The following is a 26,437-nucleotide window of genomic DNA, read 5'->3' on the forward strand; positions in this document are numbered from 1 at the left end:
CATTACAGCGGGTAGGACTCGATTACCACCAGATTTCCATCTGCGCACCGAAGGACCACTCGTCATTGTCACCACGGCTGGAGGTACCATACGGCGTCACGGTGCCATTGCTTGCAGCAAATGAAGAGACGTTGCCATTAGGGTCAGTTTTGATATAGCCCCATTTTTCATCCCACTTGGCGTAGGTGGCAAAGACACGAATAGCCGGACGAGACCAGATGCTGTCGCCTGCCTGCCACTGTTGTGCGAGGGTGATTTTGTACTGGCTGTTGCGATCGCCCGTTTCCTGAGACTTCACATTGTCGTAGCCGACTTCCATCAGGGTGCTCATGATTGGCGTCCATTTGTACATCGGACGCACGCCCACGGTGTACCAGGTGTTGCCGCGGTTGTTATCGCGGTCGGTATCCTGATACATACCGACGTACATCAGATCCCACTTCTCGGCGAGGTTGACTGCGCCGTGATCCAGTACGCGGATCAGATGTCCATCGTTATCCACCGAGCCGCCGCGCGACTGGCCTTTACCCTGAGAAATCATTGCGTCAGTGGCGTATTGCACCACGAACTTGTTATAGCCCTTCAGCATGCTTTGGGTATGTTCTGCGGTGAACATCCAGCCATCTTTCGAGGCACCAGGCTCCAGGTAATAGTTGTCAGGAATGTTGGTATGCCCGTAATCCACGCCCAGTTCCAGCACGCCGTCCGGGTTCGTCTCAAGACCGGCTAAACGCACATCGAACACATCGTTAGGAACCACTTTGTTATAGGTTCTGAGGCCAGTGGTCGTATCACGATCGCCGAAGGCTGAAGATCCGCCGGATTCAGAGGAACGGGTTGCTGCCAGGGAGAGTTTACCGATGCCAACGTCAATATTTTCGAGACCTGCGCCCGGGCCGGAGATATCCCAGTAGTAGAAGTCGATCATGTGCACATCATGGCGCTGATAGAAACGTTTACCGGCCCACATATTGGCACCCGGCAGCGCGTCGATCAGGTTTTTACCCACAACGTTAAATTCACGCACGGCTGGCGTATCGGTGTTTTCAAAGTCATTCAACTGAGCCGTTTTATAGGCGATGTTGGAGTCGAAATAGAAGCTTTTATCAGCGTCTTTCCACACTTCCTGACCTAATTTAATTTCAGCATAGGTTTCGCATTCGTTACCAAGACGATATTTTGCGTCTGCACCGGTGGCCTGGAAGCACTGCTGCTCGCCGCCGCTGCCGGTCCAGCCAATGCCGGAACGTGCATAACCTTTAAAATCAACAGCACCCGCCTGAGCAGACAAAATGCCTGCCGTAATGGCGATCGCCAGAGGAACTTTGCGCAGAGTAATCATCGTTCTATCTCCTGAGAGCTTGCTTTTCTTTTTTTACACGCCCCCGTCCGGCTAACGCGTTGTTGGCTGCCGTATTCACTCGTTCGCCTACCTTTATATGCGCACAAGTGCATGCCGTTGCCGCCTCGACATCATGCGAATGGCTTTGTGTAATCTCTTTGTGGGGTAGCTTAAACGCCAGGTTCTTTATGCAACCGGCGGCAGGCGGTGCCATCTTCACGGAACAGATGGCAACGCTCCGGCGGTAAGCCGATGGCGAATGTGGCACCCTCTTCTACCAGCACCACGTCGTTCTGGCGGTAAACCAGGTTCTGACGTATTGCGGGGATCTGGATATGAATCTGTGTTTCGTGACCGAGCTGCTCGACCACCTGAACGGTGCCGGAGAGCGTGACATCGGCGATATCGCTGGGCAGCAGATGCTCCGGGCGAATGCCGAGCGACATATTGGCGCCGACCTGCACATTCGCGCTGTCGACCGGCAGCCACACTTGCTGGCGGTTTGGCAGCTCAACCTGCACCTGCTCAATCGCCGTGGCGGTCACTTTTACCGGCAGGAAGTTCATCTTCGGTGAGCCGATAAAGCCTGCGACAAAGCGATCGGCCGGGTAGTGATAAAGCTCCAGCGGCTTGCCGACCTGCGCCACGCGCCCGGCGTCCAGCACCACGATTTTGTCGGCCAGCGTCATCGCTTCGACCTGATCGTGGGTGACGTAAATCATCGTGCGGCGCAGGCGCTTGTGCAGACGGGAGATCTCAATACGCATCTGCACGCGCAGCGCGGCATCAAGGTTGGAGAGGGGTTCATCGAGCAGAAAAACGCGCGGCTCGGCCACCAGCGTACGACCAATTGCCACGCGCTGGCGCTGACCGCCAGAGAGCGCCTTCGGTTTACGCTCCAGCAGATGCCCCAGTTGCAGCACTTCAGAGACCTGGGTGACGCGCGATTTGATCAGATCCTTTTTTGCGCCTGCAAGCGTGAGGCCGAACGACATATTCTCCGCCACCGACAGATGCGGGTAGAGCGCATAAGACTGAAATACCATTCCAATGCCGCGCTCTGCGGGCGGCACATCATTCATGCGGGTATCACCAATCAACAGATCCCCGCTGGTAATCGTCTCCAGCCCGGCAATCATGCGCAGCAGCGTTGACTTACCGCAGCCTGACGGGCCGACAAACACGACAAACTCACCTTCGTGAATGTCAAGACTGATATCTCTCGATACCACCACATCGCCCCAGGCTTTCGTGACATTTCGCAGCTGTACGCTCGCCATCCCCATCTCCCTTCGTTACAACCTGATACCAACGGATACATTCAAAGTGGCCTGACTATGGCGTAACGATTTTCATGGCGAATCCTCCACCCCCCGCGTTTTTTATGGGGGAGGAGATGGGAGGATGAGACGCGCCGCTCTGCCCCCCCGGCGGGCGGGCGGCGGATAAATTCGTGACCGGCTTTGCAAAAAACGGCGCATTTTTATGTGCGCTGCGACACATAACGAAAATCTCTGTAACAGAGATCACACAAATCACCCCAGGGGCGTAGGGTTAGGGAGGATGAGAAGCGCTTGCCAACAAAGGAGACTACTCCCGTCGAACCACCTTATGCGTATTCATGAGCACATCATCTAAAGGACGGGATATATGAAAATCAAAACAGGCGCACGCATCCTCGCATTGTCCGCAGTGGCAACGATGATGTTCTCCGCCTCTGCCCTTGCCAAAATCGAAGAAGGTAAGCTGGTTATCTGGATCAACGGCGACAAAGGCTATAACGGCCTGGCCGAAGTGGGTAAAAAATTCGAGAAAGATACCGGTATCAAAGTGACCGTTGAGCACCCGGACAAGCTGGAAGAGAAGTTCCCGCAGGTTGCAGCGACCGGCGACGGCCCGGATATCATCTTCTGGGCGCATGACCGTTTTGGTGGCTACGCACAATCTGGCCTGCTGGCAGAAGTGACGCCGGACAAAGCCTTCCAGGAGAAACTGGTTCCCTTCACCTGGGACGCAGTGCGCTACAACGGCAAGCTGATCGCCTACCCGGTTTCTGTTGAATCCCTGTCGCTGATTTATAACAAAGATTTAGTGCCGAACCCGCCGAAAACCTGGGAAGAGATCCCGGCGCTGGATAAAGCGCTGAAGGCGAAAGGCAAGAGCGCGCTGATGTTCAACCTGCAAGAGCCCTATTTCACCTGGCCGCTGATTGCCGCCGATGGGGGTTACGCCTTTAAGTATGAAAACGGCAAATATGATGTAAAAGATGTTGGCGTGGATAACGCAGGCGCGAAAGCCGGTCTCAGCTTCCTGGTGAAACTGATCAAAGATAAGCACATGAATGCCGACACCGATTACTCGATTGCCGAAGCCGCATTTAATAAAGGCGAAACGGCGATGACCATCAACGGGCCGTGGGCGTGGACCAATATCGACAAGAGCAAAATCAACTACGGCGTCGCGCAGCTGCCGACCTTCAACGGTAAACCGTCGAAAACCTTCGTTGGCGTACTGAGCGCAGGCATCAACGCTGCCAGCCCGAACAAAGAGCTGGCGAAAGAGTTCCTTGAAAACTACCTGCTGACCGATGAAGGTCTGGCGGAAGTGAACAAAGACAAACCGCTCGGTGCGGTAGCGCTGAAGTCCTATCAGGATCAGTTAGCGAAAGATCCGCGCATCGCCGCCACCATGGCGAACGCCAAAACCGGTGAAATCATGCCGAATATCCCGCAAATGTCCGCCTTCTGGTACGCCACCCGTACTGCGGTGATCAACGCTGTGACCGGTCGCCAGACCGTGGATGCGGCGCTGAAAGATGCGCAGGGCCGTATCACCAAGTAAGAACGTAACGGCCCTGCTCCATTCAGGACAGGGCTACCTGGACAGGCTGTATACATGCCAGATTTCACGCTGCCTCGCTAACCACGGGCAGGGTGGAAATGGTGTGTAGAGAGGACACTCCCATGGATGTTGTAAGAAAACGCCACTGGTGGCAAAGCTCGCAGGTTGCATGGGCCGCCATCGCCGTGATCGGGCTGCTGGTGGCTTACCTTGTCGTCATGATGTATGCCCAGGGGGAATACCTTTTTGCCATCACCACGCTCGTGCTGAGTTCGGCGGGCCTCTACATTTTCGCTAATCGTAAAGCGTACGCCTGGCGCTATGTCTATCCGGGTCTGGCGGGCATGGGGCTGTTCGTCCTCTTCCCGCTGATTTGCACCATCGCCATCGCCTTTACCAACTACAGCAGCACTAACCAGCTCACCCAGGAGCGCGCGCAGCAGGTGCTGCTCGACCGCTCATACCAGGCGGGCAAAGCCTACAATTTCGGCCTCTATCCGGACGGGGATAAGTGGCAGTTAGCGCTGACGGATGGCGAGAGCGGCAAACACTATCTCTCCGACGCCTTTAAACCCGGCGGCGAACAGCAACTGAAGGTCAAAGAGGTCGATGCGCTGCCTGCGGGCGAGCGCGCAAATCTGCGTGTGATTACGCAAAACCGCCAGGGGCTGAACCAGCTTACCGCGGTCTTGCCGGATGAGAGCAAAGTGGCGATGAGCTCACTGCGCCAGTTCTCCGGTACCCGCCCGCTCTATCAGGTCGAGCAGGACGGCACGCTGCTCAATAACCAGAGCGGCGTCAAGTATCGCCCGAACAACCAGACCGGCTTCTACCAGGCGCTTAACGCTGACGGTAGCTGGGGCAGTGAGAAACTAAGCCCCGGTTATACCGTCACCATCGGCTGGGATAACTTCACCCGCGTCTTTACCGACGAAGGCATTCAGAAACCGTTTATCGAGATTTTTATCTGGACGGTGATCTTCTCCATCCTCACCGTAGTGTTGACGGTGGCGGTCGGCATGGTGCTGGCCTGCCTTGTGCAGTGGGAGTCGCTGAAAGGTAAAGCAGTCTACCGCCTGTTGCTAATCCTGCCTTACGCCGTGCCGTCGTTTATCTCGATCCTCATCTTCAAAGGGCTGTTCAACCAGAGCTTTGGCGAGATCAACATGATGTTAAGCGCGCTGTTCGGCATTAAACCGGCGTGGTTTAGCGATCCGAATACCGCCCGTGCAATGGTGGTGATCGTTAACACCTGGCTCGGCTACCCCTACATGATGATCCTCTGCATGGGCCTGCTAAAAGCGATCCCCGAGGATCTCTATGAAGCCTCGGCAATGGACGGAGCTGGGCCGTTGCAGAACTTTTTCCGCATCACCTTCCCGCTGCTGATAAAGCCTCTGACGCCGCTGATGATCGCCAGCTTTGCCTTCAACTTTAACAACTTCGTGCTGATCCAACTGCTGACTAACGGCGGGCCGGATCGTATCGGCACCACCACGCCAGCGGGCTATACCGACCTGCTGGTGAGCTACACCTACCGCATCGCCTTTGAAGGCGGCGGCGGCCAGGACTTCGGTCTTGCGGCGGCGATCGCCACGCTGATCTTCCTGCTGGTGGGCGCGCTGGCCATCGTCAATCTGAAAGCCACGCGCATGAAATTCGATTAAGGAGGAGGAAAACTATGGCTATGGTGCAGGCGAAATCGCAAAAGCTGCGGCTCTTTTTCACCCATGCATTACTGCTGCTGTTTATCGCCGCAATTATGTTCCCGCTGCTGATGGTGATCGCCATTTCACTGCGTGAAGGCAACTTCGCCACCGGCAGCCTGATCCCGGAGCGCATCTCCTGGGAGCACTGGCGGCTGGCGCTGGGCTTTAGCGTTGAGCATGCCGATGGGCGCGTCACCCCGCCGCCCTTCCCGGTGCTGTTATGGCTGTGGAACTCGGTGAAGATCGCCGTGATTACCGCCATTGGCATTGTCGCGCTCTCCACCACCTGCGCCTACGCCTTTGCCCGGATGCGCTTTCGCGGTAAAGCGACGCTGCTGAAAGGGATGCTGATTTTCCAGATGTTCCCGGCGGTGCTGTCGCTGGTGGCGCTCTATGCCCTGTTTGATCGTTTAGGCCAGTACATTCCGTTTATTGGGCTGAATACGCACGGTGGGGTGATCTTCGCCTATCTCGGTGGGATCGCACTGCATGTCTGGACGATCAAGGGGTATTTCGAGACGATCGACAGCTCGCTGGAAGAGGCCGCCTCGCTGGATGGCGCAACCCCATGGCAGGCGTTCCGCCTGGTGCTGCTGCCGCTGTCGGTGCCGATTCTGGCGGTGGTGTTTATTCTGTCGTTTATTGCGGCCATTACTGAAGTGCCAGTCGCCTCGCTGCTGCTGCGCGATGTCGATAGCTACACGCTGGCGGTAGGGATGCAACAGTATCTCAACCCGCAGAACTACTTATGGGGCGATTTCGCCGCCGCGGCGGTGCTCTCCGCCATCCCGATTACCCTGGTGTTCCTGCTGGCGCAGCGCTGGCTGGTCAATGGCCTGACGGCCGGTGGGGTGAAGGGCTAAATTTCATCGTTGTCGTACCCTTGTTGTTATTGCCACTGCACCCTCACTTTCGGCGGCCTGAACAGGCCGCCTTTTTTATTCGCGCCGCAGGCGCTGAGAGTTACAGATCCAGAGCGTGATCACCAGCAGCAGGATCGCCGCCGAGTAGATCAGCACATCCATTGGCGACTCATGATCGATAATGATCAACCGCACAATCGCCGTAATACCGATATAGACAAAGTAGCGCAGCGGGAAGTGCAGCCCGGACTGAAAATACTTCACAATCAAAGCGATAAATTCGAAGTAGAGGAAGTAAACCACCAACCCTTCGACCAGCTCATATTTAGTGGTTTGCACCGGCGCGAAGAGCGCGATGGCCAGATGCAGCGTCTCTTTGCCTAAAAAAACAATCAGGATCACACCCAGCGCCAGTAAACCCAGGCTGAGTATGCCCTGCAAAATGGTCGAAACAAACGCCACGCGCGGGTGATTTAGCGACGACATAACAGCACCTCATTATTATCAGGAGATGCTCTGTATATCGCGTAAATGTGATCTTGATCTACTTTTTTTACTTAGATTATGTGACAGCCCGTGATGAGATGTATCGCTGAGCCAGCGAAGCGGGAGAGTAAAAAGCGATGATGACGATACGTAAAGCGAGCGTGGAAGATGCCGCGCAGTTGAGCAAGATGGGCTATGCCAGCTACAGCCACCATTTCGCGCACCTATGGCAGGAGAAGAGTGAACTGGAGGCATTTCTGCACCAGGAGTACGCGGTGCCATCCCTACAACAGAGCCTGCAAAGCGAAGCGGAAGAGTGGTTTATCGTCTGCGATCCTGAACCGGTGGGTTTTGCCAAAGTCACCTGGCATTGCGCGATTGCGGATGATGGCCCGGCAGGTACGCTGCTGCATAAGCTCTATCTCTTGCCTGGCAAAACGGGAAAAGGCTACGGCGAGTATCTCATCAATGAGATAGCGCGTGAGGCGCAATGCCGTGGCGAGACCTTTTTCTGGCTGGAGGTGCTGGATGCCAACCCGCACGCGCAGCGTTTCTATCAACGCCAGGGGTTCACCTTTATCAAGAGCACCCTCTTTCGCACCCCTTCCCAACAAAGCACACTGCATATTTTCGGCAAAGCGCTTTAAGGAGTCATCATGCATACCGCCTCTCTTCGCCACGCCGCCGTTAGCAACGTCACCTGCGGTGAAAATGTGGTGATTTATGAGCCCGCCAATCTGTATGACTGCACGTTAGCGGATGAGGTTTTTGTCGGCCCCTTTGTGGAAATTCAGGGCAATACGCAGATTGGCAAAGCCACGAAGATCCAGTCCCACACCTTTATCTGCGAGTACGTCACCATTGGCGAGGGCTGTTTTATCGGCCACGGGGTGATGTTCGCCAACGATCTCTTTCGCGACGGTAAACCCGATCCCGATCGCAACAACTGGGGGCGGATCACGATTGGCAGTGGCGTATCGATTGGTAGCGGCGCAACGATCCTGGCGGTCTCGATTTGCGACGGCTGCGTAATTGGCGCGGGCAGCGTGGTGACAAAGTCGATAACGGTGAAAGGGGTTTATGCAGGCAACCCGGCGCGACTGCTGCGCCGGTTGTAAAAAAGCGCCCTTCTCAGCACGAGAAGGGCGTTTGCTTACTGGAAGTTAACCGACTTATCGCTGGTCAGGCTGTAGAGATCGAACTTACGGCCCAGTTTCTGGCCGCCGTCACGCGTCAGCGGTGTCCAGCCGATAGCAGCACGGCTGCGGGTTGGGCTGGCGCTGAACAGATCCAGCGGTACGGAGACATACACCCCTTTAGTGAAATCCCCTTCGCCATACTGCGCGGCGGAAACGTTGGTTTTCGTCGCATACGCTCCGACCACAATGCCGCTGTCGAAGTGTTTCGCCACCTCCAGTGTTGCGCCTTTATCACCAGCCAGATACTGTCCGACGCTCGCTTTAACCAGCACATCCTGGGCGAACCACGGCGTCCAGTAAGCGGTGAAGTGCCCGGTTTTTACGCTGTAATCGGTGAACTTCATCATGTCCTGCGCGCTGCGCCAGTCACGCTGTTTCACATAGTTCGCGTCAATGCCGAAGGCCAGCGGCCCGTCGACCGGACGCCACAGTACCTCTGCACCGGCACCACCGTACATCGTCTCCAGATAACCACCATAGACCTGTCCATAGAAGTTATTACCGAGGTACTGGAGATAGTTGGCCTGCAGGTTGTTCACATAGACATCGTTCTGCACATATTCACGCACGCGGGTACGCACGCGCGGCAGCCCGGAGTCCTTCGGCGGGTTGGTGTAGTTAAACTTGTCATAGTTATTGGAGATGTTGCCGAACAGGCTGCCGGTAGTCAGCAGATGGTCAGTCACCCACCAGTCGGCGGTCGCCATTATCCCCAACTGATACATGTAGAAGCCTTCCGGGCCGCCGAGAGACTGGTTAAGCACCGGATCGAGATGGAAGTCGAACGCCGTGCGGTCGATATACCAGCCCTGCTCGGTTTTCTCCGGCACAATTGGCGTGACGCGTTTTTGCACCAGCTCCGTATCCTGCCCCAGCGGTTCGCCCTCAAGGTGGCGTTTCAGGCTGGCGACATCCGTTTCGGTGGTCACGGCTGGTAGATGGAGGCGGTTTTCCGTCACGCGGATGGTGCGAATACCATCCGGCAAATCATTCATGATGATACGATTGGCGCGCTCAACCCCTTCCTGGTTATGACGATACTTAACCTGCTCGCCGGTGACATACAGCGTATCCCCCTTCACCTGAATTTTCGGCTCCGCGAGACCGGCGTTGTACTTCAGCAACGTCAGCTGGTTCGCCACCACCGAGTGCTGCAGGATCGCATCCTGCGGCTGCGGTTGATACTTCGGTCGGGAGTTATCGTTATATGCAGGGCGCAAATTATTGAAGTTATTGCGCAGGGTAAAGCCAAACATCCAGGTATTGCCGCGTTCGTAGCTCAGGTTGATGTCTGCCCAGTCCGATACGCGATAGATAGCACCGACATTCACTTTGCTGCGCTGCGGCAGTTTGCCGGCGAAATCCTGCTGGTAATTGTTGCCTTCATACTCCAGCTTCAGGCGCAGCGGGTTCCATGGCGTCTGGTACTCCACACCGCCGAACAGCGCACTCGGGCCGCGGAACATCTGGCTGGTATCCGTTGAACCGGCCTGTTTATAGCGGTTATCACGCACACAATAGGATGACTTGTAACTACAGATCGGGTTTTTAATATTTCCACTGGTGCCGAGATAGCCCCAGCCGATACCGAGGGAGAAATCAAACGGCCCCCAGGCTTTATTCGCCACCAGATATTCGCCGTCGAACAGCCCCGTCCCGCCGATATCGCGCGCGCCGACGGAGACTTGCGGCAGCCAGTAGCTCTCTTCCCAGAGGCGTAATTTGAGATCGAATGCTTTGTCTTTATAGGTCTGGTTGCCGGAGAACGCTTCAACCGGGCTATATTTGCGCGTGCGCACGTCGGTGTAGCGCAGCGTGGTTTCCAGCCACGGGAAGAGCTGCACCGAGCCAGAGTAGTAACGGTACTGATCGTTATCGCGGTAGTTCAGGCTCAGTTCACCCTCGGGCGCCATACGCGCGGTGGGCGTTTGCAGCAGGCCGACGCCGCCGAAATCTGACTGCGAAGGACCGATCGGTTCCGGCCAGGACTCCGCGTGACAAGCGGCGCTCACGCCAAGCGCCAATATGCTAATAACAAACGATTTTTTCATTATTATTCCGGTATCCGATGCGTCAGGGACTGGAGAATGTCGGCATTGAGTTCCTCATTCTCATCGCTCCACAAACCCGGTGCGAAACCGACGAAAATCACGCTGCCGGGCATCGGCTCGACGTGACGACGGTTCCAGTAAGCCACCGGTACCTTTTGCGTTTTACCGTTGGGATAGACTACCCATGCATAGCTGCGATCCGCGCCGCTCAACAGATCCATATCATTGAGATAGCTCACCACATCACGCTCTGGCGTAAAGGGTTTCTTGCCCGGACGGCTCACCAGCCCGACGACAGTAATTGTGGTCGGCTGCGGTCCCACCCACAGGGTGTAGTCGCCTTGCAATGGTCGGTTCGCGCGACGGTGCGTGCGCAAAAAATCGGGGTCGAGTTCGACAAGCTGCCTGCCGGTGACCTTTACTCCCTGCAACTGCTGACGCAAGCCGTTGATAGCGGCGGCACTGTCGCCGCCCTCTTCTGACGCGAGCGTGGCGAGCCGCGCCAGCAGCGCCTGATGGCGCGCCTGCTCGGCGATCGTCGCCTTGCGCTCGCTGATTACCGCGCCCGGCCACCAGCTATTCGCCAGTCGCGGCTGACCCACCAGATCGACCAGGTGTTCGGCGTTGGTTAAGGTTTTCGGCTTGCTGTCGCCAGCGGTGTAGACATCAATAGTGCCAGCTGCCAGCGCCAGCGGAGAGGCGAGGCTTGCAAGCATTAAAAGGAGCGCGCCTGTTTTCATTGTTTGCCCGCCTTAATCAGCGTGGTTTTCACCGGGAACCACTCCGCGCCAAGGTATTGTTCAGACTGGCGGATTACCCCGGCCTCATCCACCCAGTAGCGGTTGCGCCAGCTTTTTTGATCCGTGGTGACGTCCTCATCAAGCACACGAACGCGGGTTTCGTCGCTGCCCACTTGCACGGTATCGGTACCATTCCAGTGGAACACCGAGCGGGCAGTGGCGTAACGCACCTGCTTGTATTCGGTCCAGCCTATCGTGCGCGTCCAGCGGGTGCCGTCGATAATTTGGTTAGGTTTCGCCAGCGGGTCTGCCGCCAGGTTAGTAACATCAAGCAGGTTATCGGTGCCGAGATGGGTTTTAACGATGCGATAGTTTTGCGTCACGATGACAGCCTGATCTTGCGTCACCCATTTTTGCTGCCCGTTTTCGGCAAATGCCAACACCACAAACAGCTGAGGGCCGTTATTAAGCCGCATATATTGGCTGGCGTAGGGCATATTACGGATATCTTCATCGGTAAGCTGCACGCCCGGCGTGCCAAATACGCTATTCCAGAGTGAATTCCCGAGGCCTTTGATCGGGCCAGAACATGCCTGAAGGAGCAGGCAAATCAAAATGATACCAGGTCGCTTCACGACTCTTCTCCGAAAGGGACGAAATAACCACACCGAAGTGTGGTTATAGTTAATGCACCCGCTATTACTGGGTGCTTGTTGTGGTGGTGGTTGTGGTCCCCGTATTGGAGCCATCACCGCCACCGGTTGCCGCCAGAGCGACACCTACCGCTGACCCTACGGTGCTCGTACTCGTTGCTGCAGAGCTGCCTGCAGAAACAGAGGTCGCTGCCGAGCCTGCTGCGTCACCGGTTTGCACCGGTGCAGCGAAAGCAGACGTCGCCGCAAGCGCGGTTATGGCAAAAATGCCATAAAGAGCTTTTTTCATATCAATTTCCCTTCATTGAATGAATGGAGATTTGCCTGAAAAAATTCAGGCGATAGGGAGTATACACAACTAAAGCAGATGAATTACGCATCAGGAAATAGCGGGGAACCTTTTCGGAACATTAGCCGGAGCGTATATTTAGCAAACAGCTAAACTTTTAAATACCTTAAAAAACATATACATAAATAATCACAAATTATTCATACAATAAGGCTAGTCCTAAAATAGATCGCAGGCGTTACGGCATGCGCCCTGATTTTCGGATAAACCTGATGAATGATATTACGCACACTAAAGAAGACTATTCTGCCCGGATTAGCCTTAACGGAAATAACATTATTGGAATTACTTATATATTGATTCGTGCAGGCAGCAGATATTTAAGGCGCGGCGGGAATAATTGCGCGGGCAAAAAAAAGCGCCGCCGAAGCGACGCTTTCTCTGTTAACCGCGCCAGGATTTGTAGCGGTTAATCAGCCCGTTTGTCGAGCTGTCGTGGCTGGAGATGGCGCTATCGTCGCCCAGCTCTGGCAGGATACGGTTTGCCAGCTGTTTGCCCAGCTCAACGCCCCACTGGTCAAAGGTGAAGATGTTGAGGATCGCGCCCTGGGTGAAGATTTTGTGCTCATAGAGCGCGATCAGCGCGCCGAGGCTAAACGGCGTAATTTCACGCAGCAGGATGGAGTTGGTCGGGCGGTTGCCTTCAAACACCTTGAACGGCACCACGTGGTCCAACGTTGCCGGATCTTTACCCTGATCGCGATACTCTTGCTCAACCACCTCGCGGGATTTACCGAACGCCAGCGCTTCGGTCTGAGCGAAGAAGTTAGAGAGCAGCTTCTGGTGGTGATCGGAAAGGGCGTTATGGGTGATGGCCGGGGCGATGAAATCGCACGGCACCATTTTGGTTCCCTGGTGAATCAGCTGGTAAAACGCATGCTGGCCGTTAGTCCCCGGCTCACCCCAGATGATCGGGCCAGTCTGGTAATCCACCGCGTCGCCATTACGGTCAACGTATTTGCCGTTGGACTCCATGTTGCCCTGCTGGAAGTAGGCGGCAAAACGGTGCATGTACTGGTCATACGGCAGGATCGCTTCGGTTTCAGCGCCGAAGAAGTTGTTGTACCAGATACCGATCAGCGCCAGCAGCACCGGCAGGTTCTTATCCAGCTCGGTGGAGGCGAAGTGCTTGTCCATCGCGTGCGCGCCGGAAAGCAGCTCAACAAAGTTGTCGAAGCCCACGGAGAGGATGATCGACAGGCCAATCGCCGACCACAGGGAGTAACGACCGCCGACCCAGTCCCAGAACTCAAACATATTGGCGGTATCAATCCCGAACTCACCCACCGCTTTGGCGTTGGTCGAGAGCGCGGCAAAGTGCTTCGCCACGTGCTTTTCGTCACCGGCCGTTTTCAGGAACCACTCGCGCGCGCTGTGGGCGTTGGTCATGGTTTCCTGGGTGGTGAAGGTTTTCGATGCCACGAGGAACAGCGTGCTTTCCGGGTTCACCTTCTTCAGCACTTCAGCGATGTGGGTACCATCGACGTTAGAAACAAAGTGCATATTGAGGTGGTTTTTGTACGGGCGCAGCGCTTCGGTGACCATAAACGGGCCGAGATCTGAGCCGCCAATGCCGATGTTAACCACGTCGGTGATCGGCTTGCCGGTGTAGCCTTTCCAGCTGCCTGAAATGATCGCTTCAGAGAAGCTTTTCATCTTCTCCAGCACCGCATTCACTTCCGGCATCACATCTTTGCCATCGACCATAATCGGCGTATTGCTACGGTTACGCAGCGCGACATGCAGCACGGCGCGATCTTCGGTGCGGTTGATCTTCTCGCCGGAGAACATCGATTTAATGGCACCAGCCAGATCGGTCTCTTTTGCCAGCGCCAGCAGCGCGTCGAGGGTCTCTTGCGTGATGCGGTTTTTGGAGTAGTCCACCAGCATCAGATCGTCGAAGGTGGCGGAGAATTTGGTAAAGCGGTCACTGTCTTTTGCGAAGAGATCCGCAAGGGTGACGTCCTTCATTTCAGCGTAGTGTTTCTGTAGTGCCTGCCAGGCAGAAGTCTGCGTTGGATTGATGTTTTTCATAGCAATACTCTTCTGATTTGAGAAGTGAGACTGCCGTCGATTGTAGCGCCTGCGCGGGCAAGGTGTGATGGTTTTTATGTCAAAGGTTCGGTCGATGTGCGCAAAACCCAGGCAAAAAACCGCGAAAACAGGCACAACATAAGTCATTTTACTGACAGCAAAAGCAGCATGAAAAATCCGCATAATCCCGACGTTGACACTGTGCCCGCCCAGCATTTATTTATAAATACGCTGTTTTACGAAGTTTTTTGCAGGATAACTGCACGCTTCAGTTTCATCTACCCAGACCACCGCTGTGGGGCGAAAGGCGAAGGTTCAACCTTGTGCCATGGCTGAAATGATATCCCCTGACACGAGGTAGTTATGTCAAGTTTCGTTGTCGCTAAATTTGGCGGCACCAGTGTTGCCGATTACGATGCCATGAACCGCAGTGCGGATGTGGTGCTCTCCGATAACAGTGTCCGTCTGGTGGTGCTCTCCGCTTCCGCGGGCGTGACCAACTTACTGGTTGCGCTGGCCGAAGGTCTTGAAGCAACCGAGCGTTTCGTCAAGCTCGACGCCATTCGCAAAATTCAGTTCGATATTCTGGAGCGTATGGAGAGCCAGGCGGTGATCCGCGAAGAGATCGAACGCCTGCTGGAAAATATCACCACCCTTGCCGAAGCCGCCTCGCTGGCAACCTCGGCGGCGCTGACGGATGAGCTTGTGAGCCACGGCGAACTGATGTCGACGCTGCTGTTTGTGGAAGTGCTGCGCGAGCGTAGCGTACAGGCGCAGTGGTTTGATATCCGCAAAGTGATGCGTACCAGCGATCGCTTTGGCCGTGCCGAGCCGGATGTGGCGACCCTCTCAACGCTTGCCACGCAGCAGCTTGCGCCGCGCATCGATGAGGGTCTGGTGATCACCCAAGGCTTTATCGGCAGTGAAGCGAAAGGCCGCACCACCACGCTGGGCCGCGGCGGCAGCGATTACACCGCAGCCTTGCTGGCTGAAGCGCTGAGCGCGTCGCGCGTTGATATCTGGACCGATGTGCCGGGCATTTACACCACCGATCCGCGCGTGGTGCCGGCGGCAAAACGCATTGATGAAATCGCCTTTGAAGAGGCGGCAGAGATGGCGACCTTCGGCGCGAAAGTGCTCCATCCGGCGACGCTGTTACCGGCGGTGCGCAGCGATATCCCGGTGTTTGTTGGCTCCAGCAAAGATCCGCAGGCAGGCGGCACGCTGGTGTGCAATAACACCACGAATCCGCCGCTGTTCCGGGCGCTGGCGCTGCGCCGCAAGCAGACGCTGTTAACGCTGCACAGCCTGAACATGCTCCACTCGCGCGGCTTCCTCGCCGAAGTGTTCGGCATCCTGGCACGGCACAATATTTCAGTCGATCTGATTACCACCTCGGAAGTGAGCGTGGCGCTGACGCTGGATACCACCGGTTCTACCTCCACGGGCGATACGCTGCTGACGCAGGGGCTATTGATGGAGCTGTCGGCGCTTTGCCGGGTAGAAGTGGAAGAGGATCTGGCGCTGGTGGCCCTGATTGGCAACGATTTGTCGAAAGCGTGCGGCGTGGGCAAAGAGGTGTTCGGCGTGCTCGAACCGTTCAATATCCGCATGATCTGTTATGGCGCCTCGAGCCATAACCTCTGTTTCCTCGTTCCCGGAAAAGAGGCCGAACAGGTGGTGCAGAAGTTACACCACAACCTGTTTGAGTGAGATTTTGCCTGATGGCGGCTGCGCCTTATCAGGCCTACGGAATGATGCCGTTTGCAGGCCGGGTAAGCCCAGCGCCACCCGGCAAGCAGCCACCGCAGAGCCAAACCAGGCGCTAAACCTTGCCTGATGGCGGCTACGCCTTATCAGGCCTACGGGAATAATGCCGTTTGTAGGCCGGGTAAGCGCAGCGCCACCCGGCATGGTTAGGCCATCACCGTTTCAAACAGCAACTGGTCGAGATCGCTGACATTGCCGCTGCGGCTCTCGGGCAATGCATCTGCCACTTCACCGCGCGCCAGCTCCCGGCTGATAAAATCATGCATCAACGGTCGGCGCGCGCCGTATTGCGCTTCACCTGCCCGCTGCTTCACCTCCAGCAGCTCATCGATTTCAGCCCGCAGCGGCGCGCCGAGATCGCTCCCTGCCAGCAGGGTGGCGAAACGCATCGGCGGCATCCCTTTTCCCGCCTCTATCCAGCGTACCGCCAGCAGCGGGCGCAGCACATAGAAGTATTTTTTCAGCCGTACCTGCTCATCCTGTAAGTAGCCGCGAAAGTTCTTCTTCGCCATCGCGTAGTAGTGCCAGCGCGCGCGAACCGGTGAAAACCAGTGCGGCACCTGATCGCGTAACGCCGCCAGTACGCCCTCATCCTGCTGATAGACCACCGGCGAATCGAGCCACTCGATAAGCGTCGGGTTTGCACCCTTCAATAACCCCAGTGCTTTGCGCCACTCCCAGCCGCAAACATCCAGCTCCGCGTCTATCGGAAGCTCGATCACATCGCGCTGCGGCTCAACGCGCAGATACCACCGTGGCTTATGCACATACAAAAAGCGCACATCATAATCGCTGTCCGGTGAGGCAAAGCCCCAGCCGCGACTGCCCGATTCGCAGGCGTAGAGCACTCTCACATCATATTTGCGCTCTACTGCCTCTAACTCGAGCCGCACGCGTTCACGCATGGCGGCATCAACTCCGTGCTGTTCCATCTTTTCACCCTTTTATCCTTTTACGCACACCACCTGACGAAGGGTGTGCACCACTTCCACCAGCGAGGCCTGCGCCGCCATCACGGCGTCGATATCTTTATAGGCCATCGGGATCTCATCGATCACCTCGCTGTCTTTACGACACTCCACATGCGCGGTAGCGCGGATCTGATCTTCAACGGTAAAGCGCTTTTTCGCCGCGGTACGGCTCATGGTGCGCCCGGCACCGTGGCTGCATGAGCAAAAGCTCTCTTCATTCCCCAGCCCGCGCACGATAAAGCTTTTCGCACCCATTGAGCCGGGAATAATCCCCATCTGCCCTTTTTGCGCCGAAACCGCACCTTTACGCGTAACCAGCACCTCTTCACCAAAGTGCGTCTCTTTTTGCACATAGTTATGGTGGCAATTCACCGCTTCCTGCTGGGTCATAAAGGGTTTAGTGACAATGCTCGACAACGCTGCCAGCACGCGCGACATCATCACTTCCCGGTTATGACGGGCGAAATCCTGCGCCCACTCGACCGCCTCCAGATAGTCCTCATAGTGCTTGCTCCCCTCGCGGAAATAGGCAAGGTTTCGGTCCGGCAGATTGGCGATATGCTGCTGCATATCCTGCTGGGCCAGGGTGATAAAGACGTTGCCGATAGCGTTACCCACGCCGCGCGAACCGCTGTGCAACATCACCCAGACCCGCTGCTGCTCATCCAGACACACTTCAATAAAGTGGTTACCGGTGCCCAATGTTCCCAGATGCTGATAGTTGTTGGTTTTCAGCAAGCGCGGATATTTATCCGTCAGCCGCTTAAAGCGCGGCGCAAGCGACGCCCAGTGCGCATCCACCTCTTCCGGTGGCGTTGACCACGCGCCCTTATCACGCTTCGAGCGGTTCACCGAGCGCCCGTGCGGCACGGCTTGCTCAATGGCGCTGCGCAGCCCGCTCAGGTTATCGGGCAGATCGCTTGCCAGCAGCGAAGTGCGCACGGCGATCATGCCGCAACCGATATCCACGCCGACTGCCGCCGGGATAATCGCCCCTTTGGTCGGAATAACGCTACCGATGGTGGAACCTTTGCCGAGGTGCACATCCGGCATCACCGCCAAATGTTTGAAGATAAACGGCATTTTTGCGGTATTAAGCAGTTGTTCACGCGCTTCTGGCTCGACCGGCACGCCGTGGGTCCACATCTTCACCGGCGCGCTGTTTTCACGCGACAGCAGGTTGTAATCGTTATGCTGCATTCTCTTTTCCTTTAATGTTTACAAGGCCGTGCAATACCTGGTCGAGACCACCGAAGACCGAAATCTTATCGATGCGCTCTGCGACACGCTCCAGGGTTTCCAGCTCTTTCAGGCGTAACGCCACCGGGTTGCTCTCCATCACTTTCGCTGTGTTCAGCAACGAACGGGTGGCGGCGGTCTCTTCGCGACGGCGGATCACATTCGCCTGCGCCGACTTTTCTGCCTCGACTAAGCGCGACAGAATGGTTTTCATCTCGCCCGGCAGGATGATGTCTTTCACGCCAAGCGACGCCACTTCAATGCCGAAGGCCGCCATGCGGTTTGCCACCTGTACGCTAACGACATCAGCAATGATCTGCTTATCTTCCAGCAGCTCATCCAGCGTGCGGGTGCCGATCGCTTCACGCAGGGCAAATTGCAGCTCGCGGTAGAGGTGATCCAGCGGTTTGCTCAACTGGGCAAACGCGCTCAGCACGTCGCTGTAACGCCAGTTCGCCGCCAGGTTGAGGCGCAGGGACACTTTATCTTTAGTCAGGATCTCCTGACCGCTCACTTCCAGCACCTGCAGGCGCAGATCGACTACTTCCGCTTCCACCAGGTGGTTCACTTTCCAGTAACCGCTGATACCTGCCGGTAACAGCGCCTGGGTTTCACCATCGATTTTCAGCACACCCGCATGCCAGGCGGGAACCTGCACCACGAGAATTGCGTCGCGCCCTTTTACCGCCGCGCCGCGTTTCGGCTGCAATACCGCATTAAGGATCTCAATCGGTACGCTCACTTCGCCAGTATCCATACGCACCAGCGTCAGGGTATCGTCCGCTTTCCAGTAAAGCCGACGCGTGGCGGGCGGCAGGATCTCCAGCAGCATGCCATTGAGGTAGAGCGCGCCCGCTTCGTTATCGCTCAGATCGGCCGCCAGGCAATATTTTTCCACCCAGTCTGGCTGGAAGCGGCGTAAATACTCGGCAAGACCGGCCGGCACTTCACTGCCGTCACGGTTGACGATCAGCACATCCGGTTTTTTGCTAAACCATGGCAGACGGTGCTCTCCGGTTTCCAGAACCTGGTAGTAGTCGCCCTCTTTTGCCAGTAACGCTAACTGACCTTTTCGAATTGTGATTTTGTTGGTCATCTCTGTTCCCTCTTGTTTTTGTTGTAACGACCGCGGATGCAGGGGCGAAGCGACAGGGGAAACACTGTTTTGCCTGCCGCCCGGCACCATTATCGGCGGGCGTCTCATGTCACCGTAAACTGCGCGGCGACGGGGTACTGCATCATGATTATCTGGGGGAGATAATGGTTGCGAATTCGGGAGTCGAACCCGATCAATAACCGACTTTCCGCAGATGTCTCTGCACTGACGGTACGCCTCCGGGAAAACGGCGCTTGCCGCTCCTGATGCGCCGGCGGGGTGAGTAACCCCTGCGAACTCAGCGTGTTGACAAGATAGCTATTGCGAGAGACGTGCCAAAATGGGTAACTTAAAAAAATAAATTTTTATCTTACTGAAAATAAAAGAGTTAATTTTTTAAGCCGATATCAGACGTTGTGCCAGCTCTCTTGATTTCTTATCTTTATATATCGTTTTTTATTATTCAGGATAAAGATGAAACGTCGGGTTGTGATTGGGGTACTGGGGACAGTGCTGGATAAACGCGGGAAACGGCATAACCGCTTTCGCAAATGGCGGCCGACGGTGGCGCTCTGCCAGCAAGCAGATTTTCCTGTCGACCGCCTGGAGCTGATCCACCAGCCGCGCGATGAAGGGCTTGCGACGCAAACCGCAGAGGACATCGCAGTGATCTCGCCGCACACCGAGGTACGCAGCCATCCGGTGGCGATCAAAAACCCGTGGGATTTTGAAGAGGTCTACGCCGCGTTTCTCGATTTCGCTACCCACTACCCTTTCGATACCGACAATGAAGAGTACCTGGTGCATATCACCACCGGGACGCACGTGGCGCAGATCTGCTGGTTCCTGCTCACCGAAGCGCGCTACCTGCCCGCCAGCCTGTTGCAGACCGGCCCGGCGGCGAGAGGAGCGAACGACAAAGAGGTGGCGGCGGGCGTCTGCTCAGTTATCGACCTCGATTTGAGCCGCTATGCCACGCTGACCAGCCGCTTTCAGCGCGAGCAGCAGCAGTCGGTCTCGTTCCTGAAATCGGGTATCGATACGCGCAACGCCACCTTTAACCGCATGATCGATCAGATTGAGCGCGTCGCGCTGCGCTCCTCTGCGCCGATTCTGCTTACCGGCCCGACCGGGGCGGGAAAATCATTTCTGGCAAAACGCATCTTTCAGCTACGCCACGCCCGCCATTTAGTCGCCGGGCGGCTGGTGGCAGTCAACTGCGCGACGTTGCGCGGTGATAACGCCATGTCGACGCTGTTTGGTCATGTGAAGGGCGCGTTTACCGGCGCACAACAGGCGCGAACCGGACTGCTGCGCGAAGCGGATGGCGGGGTGCTGTTTCTTGATGAGATCGCGGAGCTGGGGCTGGATGAACAGGCGATGCTGTTAAAAGCGATTGAAGAGAAAACCTTTTTCCCGTTCGGCTCGGATAAAGAGGTGCAGAGTGATTTCCAGCTGATCGCCGGTACCCATCGCAATATGCAGCAGTGGGTGGATGAAGGGCGCTTCAGGGAGGATCTCTACGCGCGTATCAATATGTGGACCTTTGAACTGCCGGGGCTGGCGCAGCGGCGGGAGGATATCGCCCCCAATATTGAGTATGAGTTGCAACGCTTTGGCCTTGAGCAGCAGACGCAGATTCGCTTCGACAAAGGGGCGCGCGAGCGTTACCTGGCGTTTGCCTGCTCGGCGCAGGCAGCATGGCGCGGCAACTTTCGCGAGCTGAGCACCTCCATCGCCCGCATGGCGACACTGGCGGAACAGGGCCGCATCACCGATACGCTGGTGGCGGAGGAGATCGCACGGCTGGAGTACAACTGGCGCGGTGCGCCATCAACGGGCGATCTTCCGGTCGATCTTGAGACGCTGGATCTCTTCGACAGACGTCAGCTGGAGAGCGTAGTGGAGGTGTGTCGCCGCACCCATAGCCTCTCTGAAGCGGGCCGCGAGCTGTTTGCGGTCTCGCGGCAGAAAAAGGCCAACCCCAACGATGCCGACCGGCTACGTAAATATCTTGCCCGCTTTGGCCTGAGCTGGGAGAGCGTGCGTGGCGCAACATAAACGATCTTCATCATAATTCGTTTGAATATTAATCCTTAGCACGATAAACATTGGCTATGGCCGGGCTAGAACCCGGCCGTTAATAAACCCCCGAATCGGTCACGAGAACGGGGAATAACACAACACAATGTTATCGCAAGGAAATCCCCATGCTCGCAACCTTCACGCGGCTGTTCCCGCTCTGGGCCGTGCTGCTCTCCGTTCTCGCCTACTTTTTCCCGCCGACGTTTGTCGCTATCGGCCCGTGGGTCACCACGCTGCTGATGCTGATTATGTTCGGCATGGGCGTGCATCTCACGCTTGACGACTTTAAGCGCGTACTCTCGCGCCCGGCCCCCGTCGCGGCGGGTACATTTCTTCACTACCTGGTGATGCCACTGGCGGCGTGGCTGCTGGCGATGATTTTCAAGATGCCGCCTGATCTCTCGGCGGGGATGGTGCTGGTCGGCAGCGTCGCCAGCGGCACCGCATCCAACGTGATGATCTATCTCGCTAAAGGCGATGTTGCGCTGTCGGTGACCATCTCTTCGGTCTCAACGCTGGTAGGGGTTATCGCCACGCCGCTGCTGACGCGTCTCTATGTCGATGCCCATATTCAGGTCGATGTGATAGGGATGCTACTGAGCATTCTGCAAATCGTGGTGATCCCGATTGGCCTGGGGTTGATTGTTCACTATCTCTTCCCGCGCGTGGTGAAGGCGGTAGAGCCCTGGCTGCCCGCCTTTTCGATGGTCTGTATTCTGGCCATCATCAGCGCGGTGGTCGCTGGTTCCGCATCGCATATTGCTTCTGTTGGGCTGATGGTGATTGTGGCGGTGATCCTGCACAACGCGATTGGGCTACTCAGCGGTTACTGGGGCGGGCGTCTGTTTGGTTTTGATGAGTCCACCTGCCGGACGCTGGCTATCGAAGTGGGAATGCAGAACTCGGGGCTGGCTGCCGCGCTCGGCAAGCTCTACTTCTCGCCGCTCGCCGCCCTGCCAGGCGCGCTCTTCTCTGTCTGGCATAACCTTTCCGGCTCGCTGCTGGCGGGCTACTGGTCGGGTAAACCGGTAGAGGGTCGTCAGGCAGACAAGCGTAACGCGAGGTAACGCATAAAGAGAGAGCGGATCGTCGCGCGGCGATCCGCTGATTCTGGCTGCGCGATATCCTGCGAGCCAATTTTCAGTTATGACGTTCTGGCCTGCGCTTTTGACGCGTTATCGCGTAGACTCGTGAGACTTTCCCAGGAGAACATGCCATGGCCGTGACCAGACTGACGCAGAAAGAGATGACCGAAAGTGAACAGCGGGAGCTTAAAACCCTGCTCGATCGCGCCCGCATTGCGCATGGACGCCCGCTGAGCAACTCTGAGGCAAACCATGTGAAGAATCGATAAGCTAATGGCACAGCGTGAAGCGACTGCGAAGAAAGCCCGCCAGGTGAAAAAGCAGCAGGCTTACAAACCCGATGAGAACAGCACCTTTTCATGGTCGGCAACCACGCAAACGCGCGGCCGCCGCTGATTAGCGCCCTTTCTTTTTCCGCCCCGGCTGGGTAAAGCGCTTACCGGCCGGTTTCGCCCGGCTTCTCTCTTCCGGCTTCGCCGCTTTTGCCGCGGGCTTTTTCGCCGCCTGCGGTTTCGCTTTGCTCTTCGCTTTCGGTTTGGCTTCCGAGGTAGAGTTCTCAATTAGCTTAAACAGCGCAATCAGCTCATCATCAGTAAGGTCGCGCCACTCGCCGGGCGGCAATCCGGTGAGGCTGACGTTCATAATGCGCGTGCGCTCAAGTTTGGTCACCTCATAGCCGAAGTGCTCGCACATGCGGCGAATCTGGCGGTTAAGCCCCTGAACCAGCGTGATGCGGAAGGTAAAAGGCGCTTCCCTTTTTACTTTGCACTTTTTGGTTACCGTACCGAGGATCGGCACACCCGCGCCCATTCCACGCACAAACTCATCGGTAACCGGCTTGTTGACCGTAACCAGATACTCTTTTTCGTGATCGTTTCCCGCCCGCAGGATCTTATTCACCAGATCGCCGTGGTTGGTCAGGAAAATCAGCCCCTGTGAATCTTTATCGAGCCGACCGATGGGGAAAATGCGGCTACTGTGGTTAACGAAATCGACGATATTGTCTTTTTCGCCCTCTTCGGTGGTACTGACGATGCCAACGGGTTTATTCAGCGCGATAAACACCAGATCTTCTTCATTTCGCGGTTCGATAAGTTGCCCATTCACTTTCACCACGTCCCCGGCCACTACCTGGTCGCCGATGCCGGCGCGTTTGCCGTTGATAAAGACGTTACCCTGTTCGATGTAACGGTCAGCCTCGCGGCGTGAGCAGATTCCGCTTTCGCTAATGTATTTATTTAAACGTGTTGATTGGGTTGGCAGCATAAGTTCTCCTCTGAAAGCGGAATATAACGTTGTTAGGCAGAAGAGAAAAATGGATTTTTGCCCCAGCGGCGAAGAAGTGTGCGCTAACTCGTTAAAATATATGCACTATGTGAAAGCGAGCAAAGTCGTCTGCGAGACGCTTTCCAGACTGAAAATGAATCGCTTTTTTGGTGCGCCGGGCATGCCATGATTTTGCCTTGAACAAAACAACCGTAGTTTATAAACTACAAGGCAACAGGCATGAAAGAGATAGTCCAAACCGACGCGTTTAAACTCTGGGAGTCATCATTACGCGATGCGAAATTGCGAGCGATTATCTCAGCGCGTCTTTTTAGATTGGCAAATGGCCTCACCGGAGATGTGAAACAAGTCGGGGAAGGGATAAGCGAATTACGAATACATTATGGTGCCGGTTACCGCATCTATTTCCAGCTGCGGGGGTAATACCGTTGTCGTGTTGTTGTGTGGGGGGGATAAAAGTACCCAACCAAAAGACATTATCTACGCCAAATACCTGGCAAAATGTGTTTAACCATCAGGTGATTACCATGAATAAATTAACCCCTTATGATCCCGCAGCGGCACTGGTTAACGATGAGGCGATAGCGCTCTTCATGGCGGATGCACTGGAAACCGGCGATGCGGCTTATATCGCCCGAGCATTGGGGGTGATCGCTCGGGCTAAAGGGATGACCGACATCGCTGCAGAAACCGGTTTGTCACGCGAGCAGCTCTATCGCTCTTTCAGCGAAAAGGGGAATCCGACACTGAAGACGACACTCTCCGTAATGAAAGCGCTGGGCATTGAACTGACAGTAAAACGCTAAGCTGCCGTGCCCGCAGGCACGGCGTGGATTAATACTCTTCGCGGGATTCGTCCTGGTCAGGCTGCTCCAGTACGCTGTAGGCCACCGAGCAGAAGAGCGAATTGAGGCGCTTCATATCGCCGAGCAGGCCGAGGTGCAGCGAGCTGGTTTCAATGCTCTGCACATTTTGCTGATGCAGACGATCGACGTGCGCATGGGAGTAACGGCGGTTCAGAATGCGGAAGCGGTGCTTACTGCGGCGCAACCGTCGCGCGCTGGTGACATCGCGGGAGAAAAAGACCGACATCGCCAGCTTCAGGTTGTTAAGCAGCTGCTCATGGAGGGCATCCAGCTCTTTCAGCCCTTCAAAGGAGAACGCGCGTCGTGCGGCGAGAGATTTATCCGCAACTTCACTGCCCATGCGTTCGATAATATCGGAGGCCTGCTCAAGGTTGAGGGACATCTCAATGACCTCGCCCCAGCGCTTCGACTCCTCTTCCGCCAGCTCATCTTTCGGCATGCGCGCCAGATAGAGTTTGATGGCGGTGTAGAGTACATTGACATCGTCGGCCTGCTTACGCAGCTCCTTCTCCTGACGCGGTTCGCCATGCATCACTTTGTGCAGCCCTTCCAGCATCTGCTCCAGCGCGTCGCCCATGCGCAGCGTTTCGCGCGCGGCGTTGGCCAGAGCCAGCGTTGGTGTATCGAGCGCTGAACTATCGAGATGCTTTGGTTTAAGCCGCGCCTCCAGCTCCGGCTCTTCGCGAATAATACGTTTACAGAATCGCGCCATTGGGCTGGCAAACGGCACCATCGCCAGGCAGCGGATAACGTTGTAAAAGACATGGAAATAGATCACCAGCTCCGATTCTGGCAGCGGCAGTTTCTGCATCCCATCAGCAAGGAGATGAACGAAAGGCAGGATAAGCAGGCTGCCCACCAGCTTGAAGAGCAGGCTGCCGAGCGCAACGCGGCGTGCGGCGGCATTGGCTCCGCTGTTATTCAGCATTGCCAGCAGACCGGAGCCGAGGTTGGCACCAATCACCAGACAGAGCGCCACCGGGAAAGAGATGATACCGGCCGCGGTTAAGGTTGCGGTCAGCAATACTGCGGCAAGGCTGGAGTAGCTGATGATGGCAAATACCGCGCCAATCAGCGCGTCGAGCATGATATCGCCGGTCAGCGAGGCGAAAATCACCTGCACCCCGTTCGCCTGGGTAATCGGCGTCACTGCCTGCACAATCAACTCCAGCGCCAGCAGGATCAGCCCAAGGCCGATACTGACGCGCCCAAGCTGCCCCTCGCGGGTCTGTTTACGCCCCAGAAAAAAGATCACGCCGACAAAAATGAGTAGCGGTGAAAGCCAGGAGAGATCGAAGGTCAGCACGCGCGCCATTAGCGCGGTGCCCACATCCGCGCCGAGTACGATCACCAGCGCAGGCGTTAGCGCCACCAAATCCTGAGCGACAAAAGAGGCCACCAGCATGGTGGTGGCATTGCTGCTCTGCACCAGCGCGGTGACGCCAATACCTGCGCAGAAGGCGAGCGGTTTTTTCTCTACGCTGCGGCTAAGCACCGTGCGTAAACGCGCACCAAATACGCGCATGACGCCGGTTCGCACAATATGTGTCCCCCACACCAGCAGGGCGACGGCAGAAAGAAGATGTAGCAAAGTTAACACGGAATCAGCTTCTCCTTATCGTTATGCGCTGCCTGACGTCCACATGGGGCACGGCAGCTTTATGAAGTAAGTATATGGCGTTAAGACTGAGACGGGCGCAGGGCGCAAAACCAGCGCCCTGTGAGTAGTAAGAATAGATGACAGTTATGTGACGGAGGCGAGGCGTTGCCG

General features: G+C 56.2%; 22 protein-coding genes and 2 pseudogenes. 11 read left to right on the top strand and 13 right to left on the bottom strand.

Annotated features, from left to right (window positions below):
• Nucleotides 1-22 precede the first annotated feature (22 nt).
• The gene (locus tag HF650_RS22725) at nt 23-1,342 is read right to left on the bottom strand and encodes a maltoporin (protein ID WP_187800468.1); all 1,320 of its coding nucleotides are present in this window, start codon (nt 1,340-1,342) and stop codon (nt 23-25) included.
• A gap of 170 nt (nt 1,343-1,512) precedes the next feature.
• On the bottom strand, nt 1,513-2,622 hold the full coding sequence (gene malK / locus HF650_RS22730; protein WP_187800469.1) for a maltose/maltodextrin ABC transporter ATP-binding protein MalK: 1,110 nt from the start codon (nt 2,620-2,622) through the stop codon (nt 1,513-1,515).
• 370 nt (nt 2,623-2,992) lie between these two features.
• Here malK and malE point away from each other — a divergent pair, with 370 nt between their 5' ends.
• From malE to malG, 3 genes are all read left to right on the top strand, one after another.
• On the top strand, nt 2,993-4,183 hold the full coding sequence (gene malE, locus HF650_RS22735; protein WP_076769052.1) for a maltose/maltodextrin ABC transporter substrate-binding protein MalE: 1,191 nt from the start codon (nt 2,993-2,995) through the stop codon (nt 4,181-4,183).
• A 122-nt stretch (nt 4,184-4,305) separates the two neighbouring features.
• Complete coding sequence (gene malF, locus HF650_RS22740; protein ID WP_187800470.1) at nt 4,306-5,850, top strand: maltose ABC transporter permease MalF; 1,545 nt, start codon at nt 4,306-4,308, stop codon at nt 5,848-5,850.
• Between the two features lie 14 nt (nt 5,851-5,864).
• Nucleotides 5,865-6,755: a maltose ABC transporter permease MalG gene (malG, locus tag HF650_RS22745; RefSeq protein WP_023478487.1), complete on the top strand. Its 891-nt coding sequence runs from the start codon at nt 5,865-5,867 to the stop codon at nt 6,753-6,755.
• A 75-nt stretch (nt 6,756-6,830) separates the two neighbouring features.
• On the opposite strand, the gene psiE is transcribed toward malG, so the two are convergent.
• Nucleotides 6,831-7,241, bottom strand: a complete 411-nt coding sequence (psiE, locus tag HF650_RS22750) for a phosphate-starvation-inducible protein PsiE (RefSeq protein ID WP_187800471.1) — start codon at nt 7,239-7,241, stop codon at nt 6,831-6,833.
• Between the two features lie 137 nt (nt 7,242-7,378).
• Here psiE and HF650_RS22755 point away from each other — a divergent pair, with 137 nt between their 5' ends.
• A complete protein-coding gene (locus HF650_RS22755; protein ID WP_187800472.1) occupies nt 7,379-7,888 on the top strand; it encodes a GNAT family N-acetyltransferase in 510 nt (169 codons plus the stop codon).
• Nucleotides 7,889-7,897: 9 nt separating this feature from the next.
• A complete protein-coding gene (locus tag HF650_RS22760; protein WP_187800473.1) occupies nt 7,898-8,359 on the top strand; it encodes an acyltransferase in 462 nt (153 codons plus the stop codon).
• A 35-nt stretch (nt 8,360-8,394) separates the two neighbouring features.
• Here HF650_RS22760 and HF650_RS22765 read toward each other — a convergent pair whose 3' ends face one another.
• From HF650_RS22765 to pgi, 5 genes are all read right to left on the bottom strand, one after another.
• A complete protein-coding gene (locus tag HF650_RS22765; protein WP_187800474.1) occupies nt 8,395-10,491 on the bottom strand; it encodes a YjbH domain-containing protein in 2,097 nt (698 codons plus the stop codon).
• 2 nt (nt 10,492-10,493) lie between these two features.
• Entirely contained in the window at nt 10,494-11,231 is a 738-nt protein-coding gene (locus HF650_RS22770) for a capsule biosynthesis GfcC D2 domain-containing protein (RefSeq protein WP_187800475.1), read from the bottom strand.
• Entirely contained in the window at nt 11,228-11,866 is a 639-nt protein-coding gene (locus HF650_RS22775; protein ID WP_187800476.1) for a YjbF family lipoprotein, read from the bottom strand. Before HF650_RS22775 ends, HF650_RS22770 begins: the two co-directional genes overlap by 4 nt.
• 64 nt (nt 11,867-11,930) lie before the next feature.
• Nucleotides 11,931-12,173, bottom strand: coding sequence for an exopolysaccharide production protein YjbE (gene yjbE / locus HF650_RS22780; RefSeq protein WP_187800477.1), 243 nt, complete (start codon nt 12,171-12,173; stop codon nt 11,931-11,933).
• Between the two features lie 444 nt (nt 12,174-12,617).
• On the bottom strand, nt 12,618-14,267 hold the full coding sequence (gene pgi / locus HF650_RS22785) for a glucose-6-phosphate isomerase (RefSeq protein WP_187800478.1): 1,650 nt from the start codon (nt 14,265-14,267) through the stop codon (nt 12,618-12,620).
• Between the two features lie 363 nt (nt 14,268-14,630).
• Here pgi and lysC point away from each other — a divergent pair, with 363 nt between their 5' ends.
• Complete coding sequence (gene lysC / locus HF650_RS22790; RefSeq protein WP_187800479.1) at nt 14,631-15,980, top strand: lysine-sensitive aspartokinase 3; 1,350 nt, start codon at nt 14,631-14,633, stop codon at nt 15,978-15,980.
• Nucleotides 15,981-16,183: 203 nt separating this feature from the next.
• Here lysC and HF650_RS22795 read toward each other — a convergent pair whose 3' ends face one another.
• The 3 genes from HF650_RS22795 to HF650_RS22805 are packed head-to-tail and all read right to left on the bottom strand — an operon-like array spanning nt 16,184 to nt 19,343.
• A complete protein-coding gene (locus HF650_RS22795; protein WP_187800480.1) occupies nt 16,184-16,969 on the bottom strand; it encodes a nucleotidyltransferase domain-containing protein in 786 nt (261 codons plus the stop codon).
• A 12-nt stretch (nt 16,970-16,981) separates the two neighbouring features.
• Nucleotides 16,982-18,208 carry an RtcB family protein gene (locus tag HF650_RS22800; RefSeq protein WP_187800481.1) on the bottom strand — a complete coding sequence of 409 codons (1,227 nt, stop codon included), beginning with the start codon at nt 18,206-18,208 and terminating at the stop codon, nt 16,982-16,984.
• Entirely contained in the window at nt 18,198-19,343 is a 1,146-nt protein-coding gene (locus HF650_RS22805) for a slipin family protein (RefSeq protein ID WP_187800482.1), read from the bottom strand. Before HF650_RS22805 ends, HF650_RS22800 begins: the two co-directional genes overlap by 11 nt.
• A 474-nt stretch (nt 19,344-19,817) precedes the next feature.
• Between HF650_RS22805 and rtcR the strand changes: the two genes are divergently transcribed.
• From rtcR to HF650_RS22820, 3 genes and pseudogenes are all read left to right on the top strand, one after another.
• Nucleotides 19,818-21,404: an RNA repair transcriptional activator RtcR gene (gene rtcR / locus HF650_RS22810; protein ID WP_187800483.1), complete on the top strand. Its 1,587-nt coding sequence runs from the start codon at nt 19,818-19,820 to the stop codon at nt 21,402-21,404.
• 149 nt (nt 21,405-21,553) lie between these two features.
• Nucleotides 21,554-22,495 (top strand): ketopantoate/pantoate/pantothenate transporter PanS, encoded by a 942-nt coding sequence (gene panS / locus HF650_RS22815; protein WP_187800484.1) that lies wholly within the window; start codon nt 21,554-21,556, stop codon nt 22,493-22,495.
• Between the two features lie 149 nt (nt 22,496-22,644).
• Nucleotides 22,645-22,909 (top strand): annotated as a pseudogene (locus HF650_RS22820) (DUF3811 domain-containing protein).
• On the opposite strand, the gene rluF reads toward HF650_RS22820, so the two are convergent.
• On the bottom strand, nt 22,910-23,779 hold the full coding sequence (gene rluF, locus HF650_RS22825; protein ID WP_187800485.1) for a 23S rRNA pseudouridine(2604) synthase RluF: 870 nt from the start codon (nt 23,777-23,779) through the stop codon (nt 22,910-22,912).
• Between the two features lie 240 nt (nt 23,780-24,019).
• Here rluF and HF650_RS22830 point away from each other — a divergent pair.
• Both HF650_RS22830 and HF650_RS22835 read left to right on the top strand, forming a co-directional pair.
• A pseudogene (locus HF650_RS22830) lies at nt 24,020-24,311 on the top strand (type II toxin-antitoxin system RelE/ParE family toxin).
• A 16-nt stretch (nt 24,312-24,327) separates the two neighbouring features.
• Nucleotides 24,328-24,606 carry an addiction module antidote protein gene (locus HF650_RS22835; protein ID WP_187800486.1) on the top strand — a complete coding sequence of 93 codons (279 nt, stop codon included), beginning with the start codon at nt 24,328-24,330 and terminating at the stop codon, nt 24,604-24,606.
• 28 nt (nt 24,607-24,634) lie between these two features.
• Here the strand turns inward: HF650_RS22835 and HF650_RS22840 are convergent, their stop codons facing one another.
• Nucleotides 24,635-26,266 carry a Na/Pi cotransporter family protein gene (locus HF650_RS22840; RefSeq protein WP_187800487.1) on the bottom strand — a complete coding sequence of 544 codons (1,632 nt, stop codon included), beginning with the start codon at nt 26,264-26,266 and terminating at the stop codon, nt 24,635-24,637.
• Nucleotides 26,267-26,437: the final 171 nt, after the last annotated feature.

Origin of the sequence: Kosakonia sp. SMBL-WEM22 (assembly GCF_014490785.1) — a bacterium.
In the GTDB taxonomy this organism is placed as follows: domain Bacteria; phylum Pseudomonadota; class Gammaproteobacteria; order Enterobacterales; family Enterobacteriaceae; genus Kosakonia.

Bases quoted from the DNA above. Each gene is read 5' to 3' on its own strand.
- HF650_RS22725 (WP_187800468.1), bottom strand. From the start codon at position 1,342: ATGATTACTCTGCGCAAAGTTCCTCTGGCGATCGCCATTACGGCAGGC.
- malK (WP_187800469.1), bottom strand. From the start codon at position 2,622: ATGGCGAGCGTACAGCTGCGAAATGTCACGAAAGCCTGGGGCGATGTG.
- malE (WP_076769052.1), top strand. From the start codon at position 2,993: ATGAAAATCAAAACAGGCGCACGCATCCTCGCATTGTCCGCAGTGGCA.
- malF (WP_187800470.1), top strand. From the start codon at position 4,306: ATGGATGTTGTAAGAAAACGCCACTGGTGGCAAAGCTCGCAGGTTGCA.
- malG (WP_023478487.1), top strand. From the start codon at position 5,865: ATGGCTATGGTGCAGGCGAAATCGCAAAAGCTGCGGCTCTTTTTCACC.
- psiE (WP_187800471.1), bottom strand. From the start codon at position 7,241: ATGTCGTCGCTAAATCACCCGCGCGTGGCGTTTGTTTCGACCATTTTG.
- HF650_RS22755 (WP_187800472.1), top strand. From the start codon at position 7,379: ATGATGACGATACGTAAAGCGAGCGTGGAAGATGCCGCGCAGTTGAGC.
- HF650_RS22760 (WP_187800473.1), top strand. From the start codon at position 7,898: ATGCATACCGCCTCTCTTCGCCACGCCGCCGTTAGCAACGTCACCTGC.
- HF650_RS22765 (WP_187800474.1), bottom strand. From the start codon at position 10,491: ATGAAAAAATCGTTTGTTATTAGCATATTGGCGCTTGGCGTGAGCGCC.
- HF650_RS22770 (WP_187800475.1), bottom strand. From the start codon at position 11,231: ATGAAAACAGGCGCGCTCCTTTTAATGCTTGCAAGCCTCGCCTCTCCG.
- yjbE (WP_187800477.1), bottom strand. From the start codon at position 12,173: ATGAAAAAAGCTCTTTATGGCATTTTTGCCATAACCGCGCTTGCGGCG.
- pgi (WP_187800478.1), bottom strand. From the start codon at position 14,267: ATGAAAAACATCAATCCAACGCAGACTTCTGCCTGGCAGGCACTACAG.
- lysC (WP_187800479.1), top strand. From the start codon at position 14,631: ATGTCAAGTTTCGTTGTCGCTAAATTTGGCGGCACCAGTGTTGCCGAT.
- HF650_RS22795 (WP_187800480.1), bottom strand. From the start codon at position 16,969: ATGGAACAGCACGGAGTTGATGCCGCCATGCGTGAACGCGTGCGGCTC.
- HF650_RS22800 (WP_187800481.1), bottom strand. From the start codon at position 18,208: ATGCAGCATAACGATTACAACCTGCTGTCGCGTGAAAACAGCGCGCCG.
- HF650_RS22805 (WP_187800482.1), bottom strand. From the start codon at position 19,343: ATGACCAACAAAATCACAATTCGAAAAGGTCAGTTAGCGTTACTGGCA.
- rtcR (WP_187800483.1), top strand. From the start codon at position 19,818: ATGAAACGTCGGGTTGTGATTGGGGTACTGGGGACAGTGCTGGATAAA.
- panS (WP_187800484.1), top strand. From the start codon at position 21,554: ATGCTCGCAACCTTCACGCGGCTGTTCCCGCTCTGGGCCGTGCTGCTC.
- rluF (WP_187800485.1), bottom strand. From the start codon at position 23,779: ATGCTGCCAACCCAATCAACACGTTTAAATAAATACATTAGCGAAAGC.
- HF650_RS22835 (WP_187800486.1), top strand. From the start codon at position 24,328: ATGAATAAATTAACCCCTTATGATCCCGCAGCGGCACTGGTTAACGAT.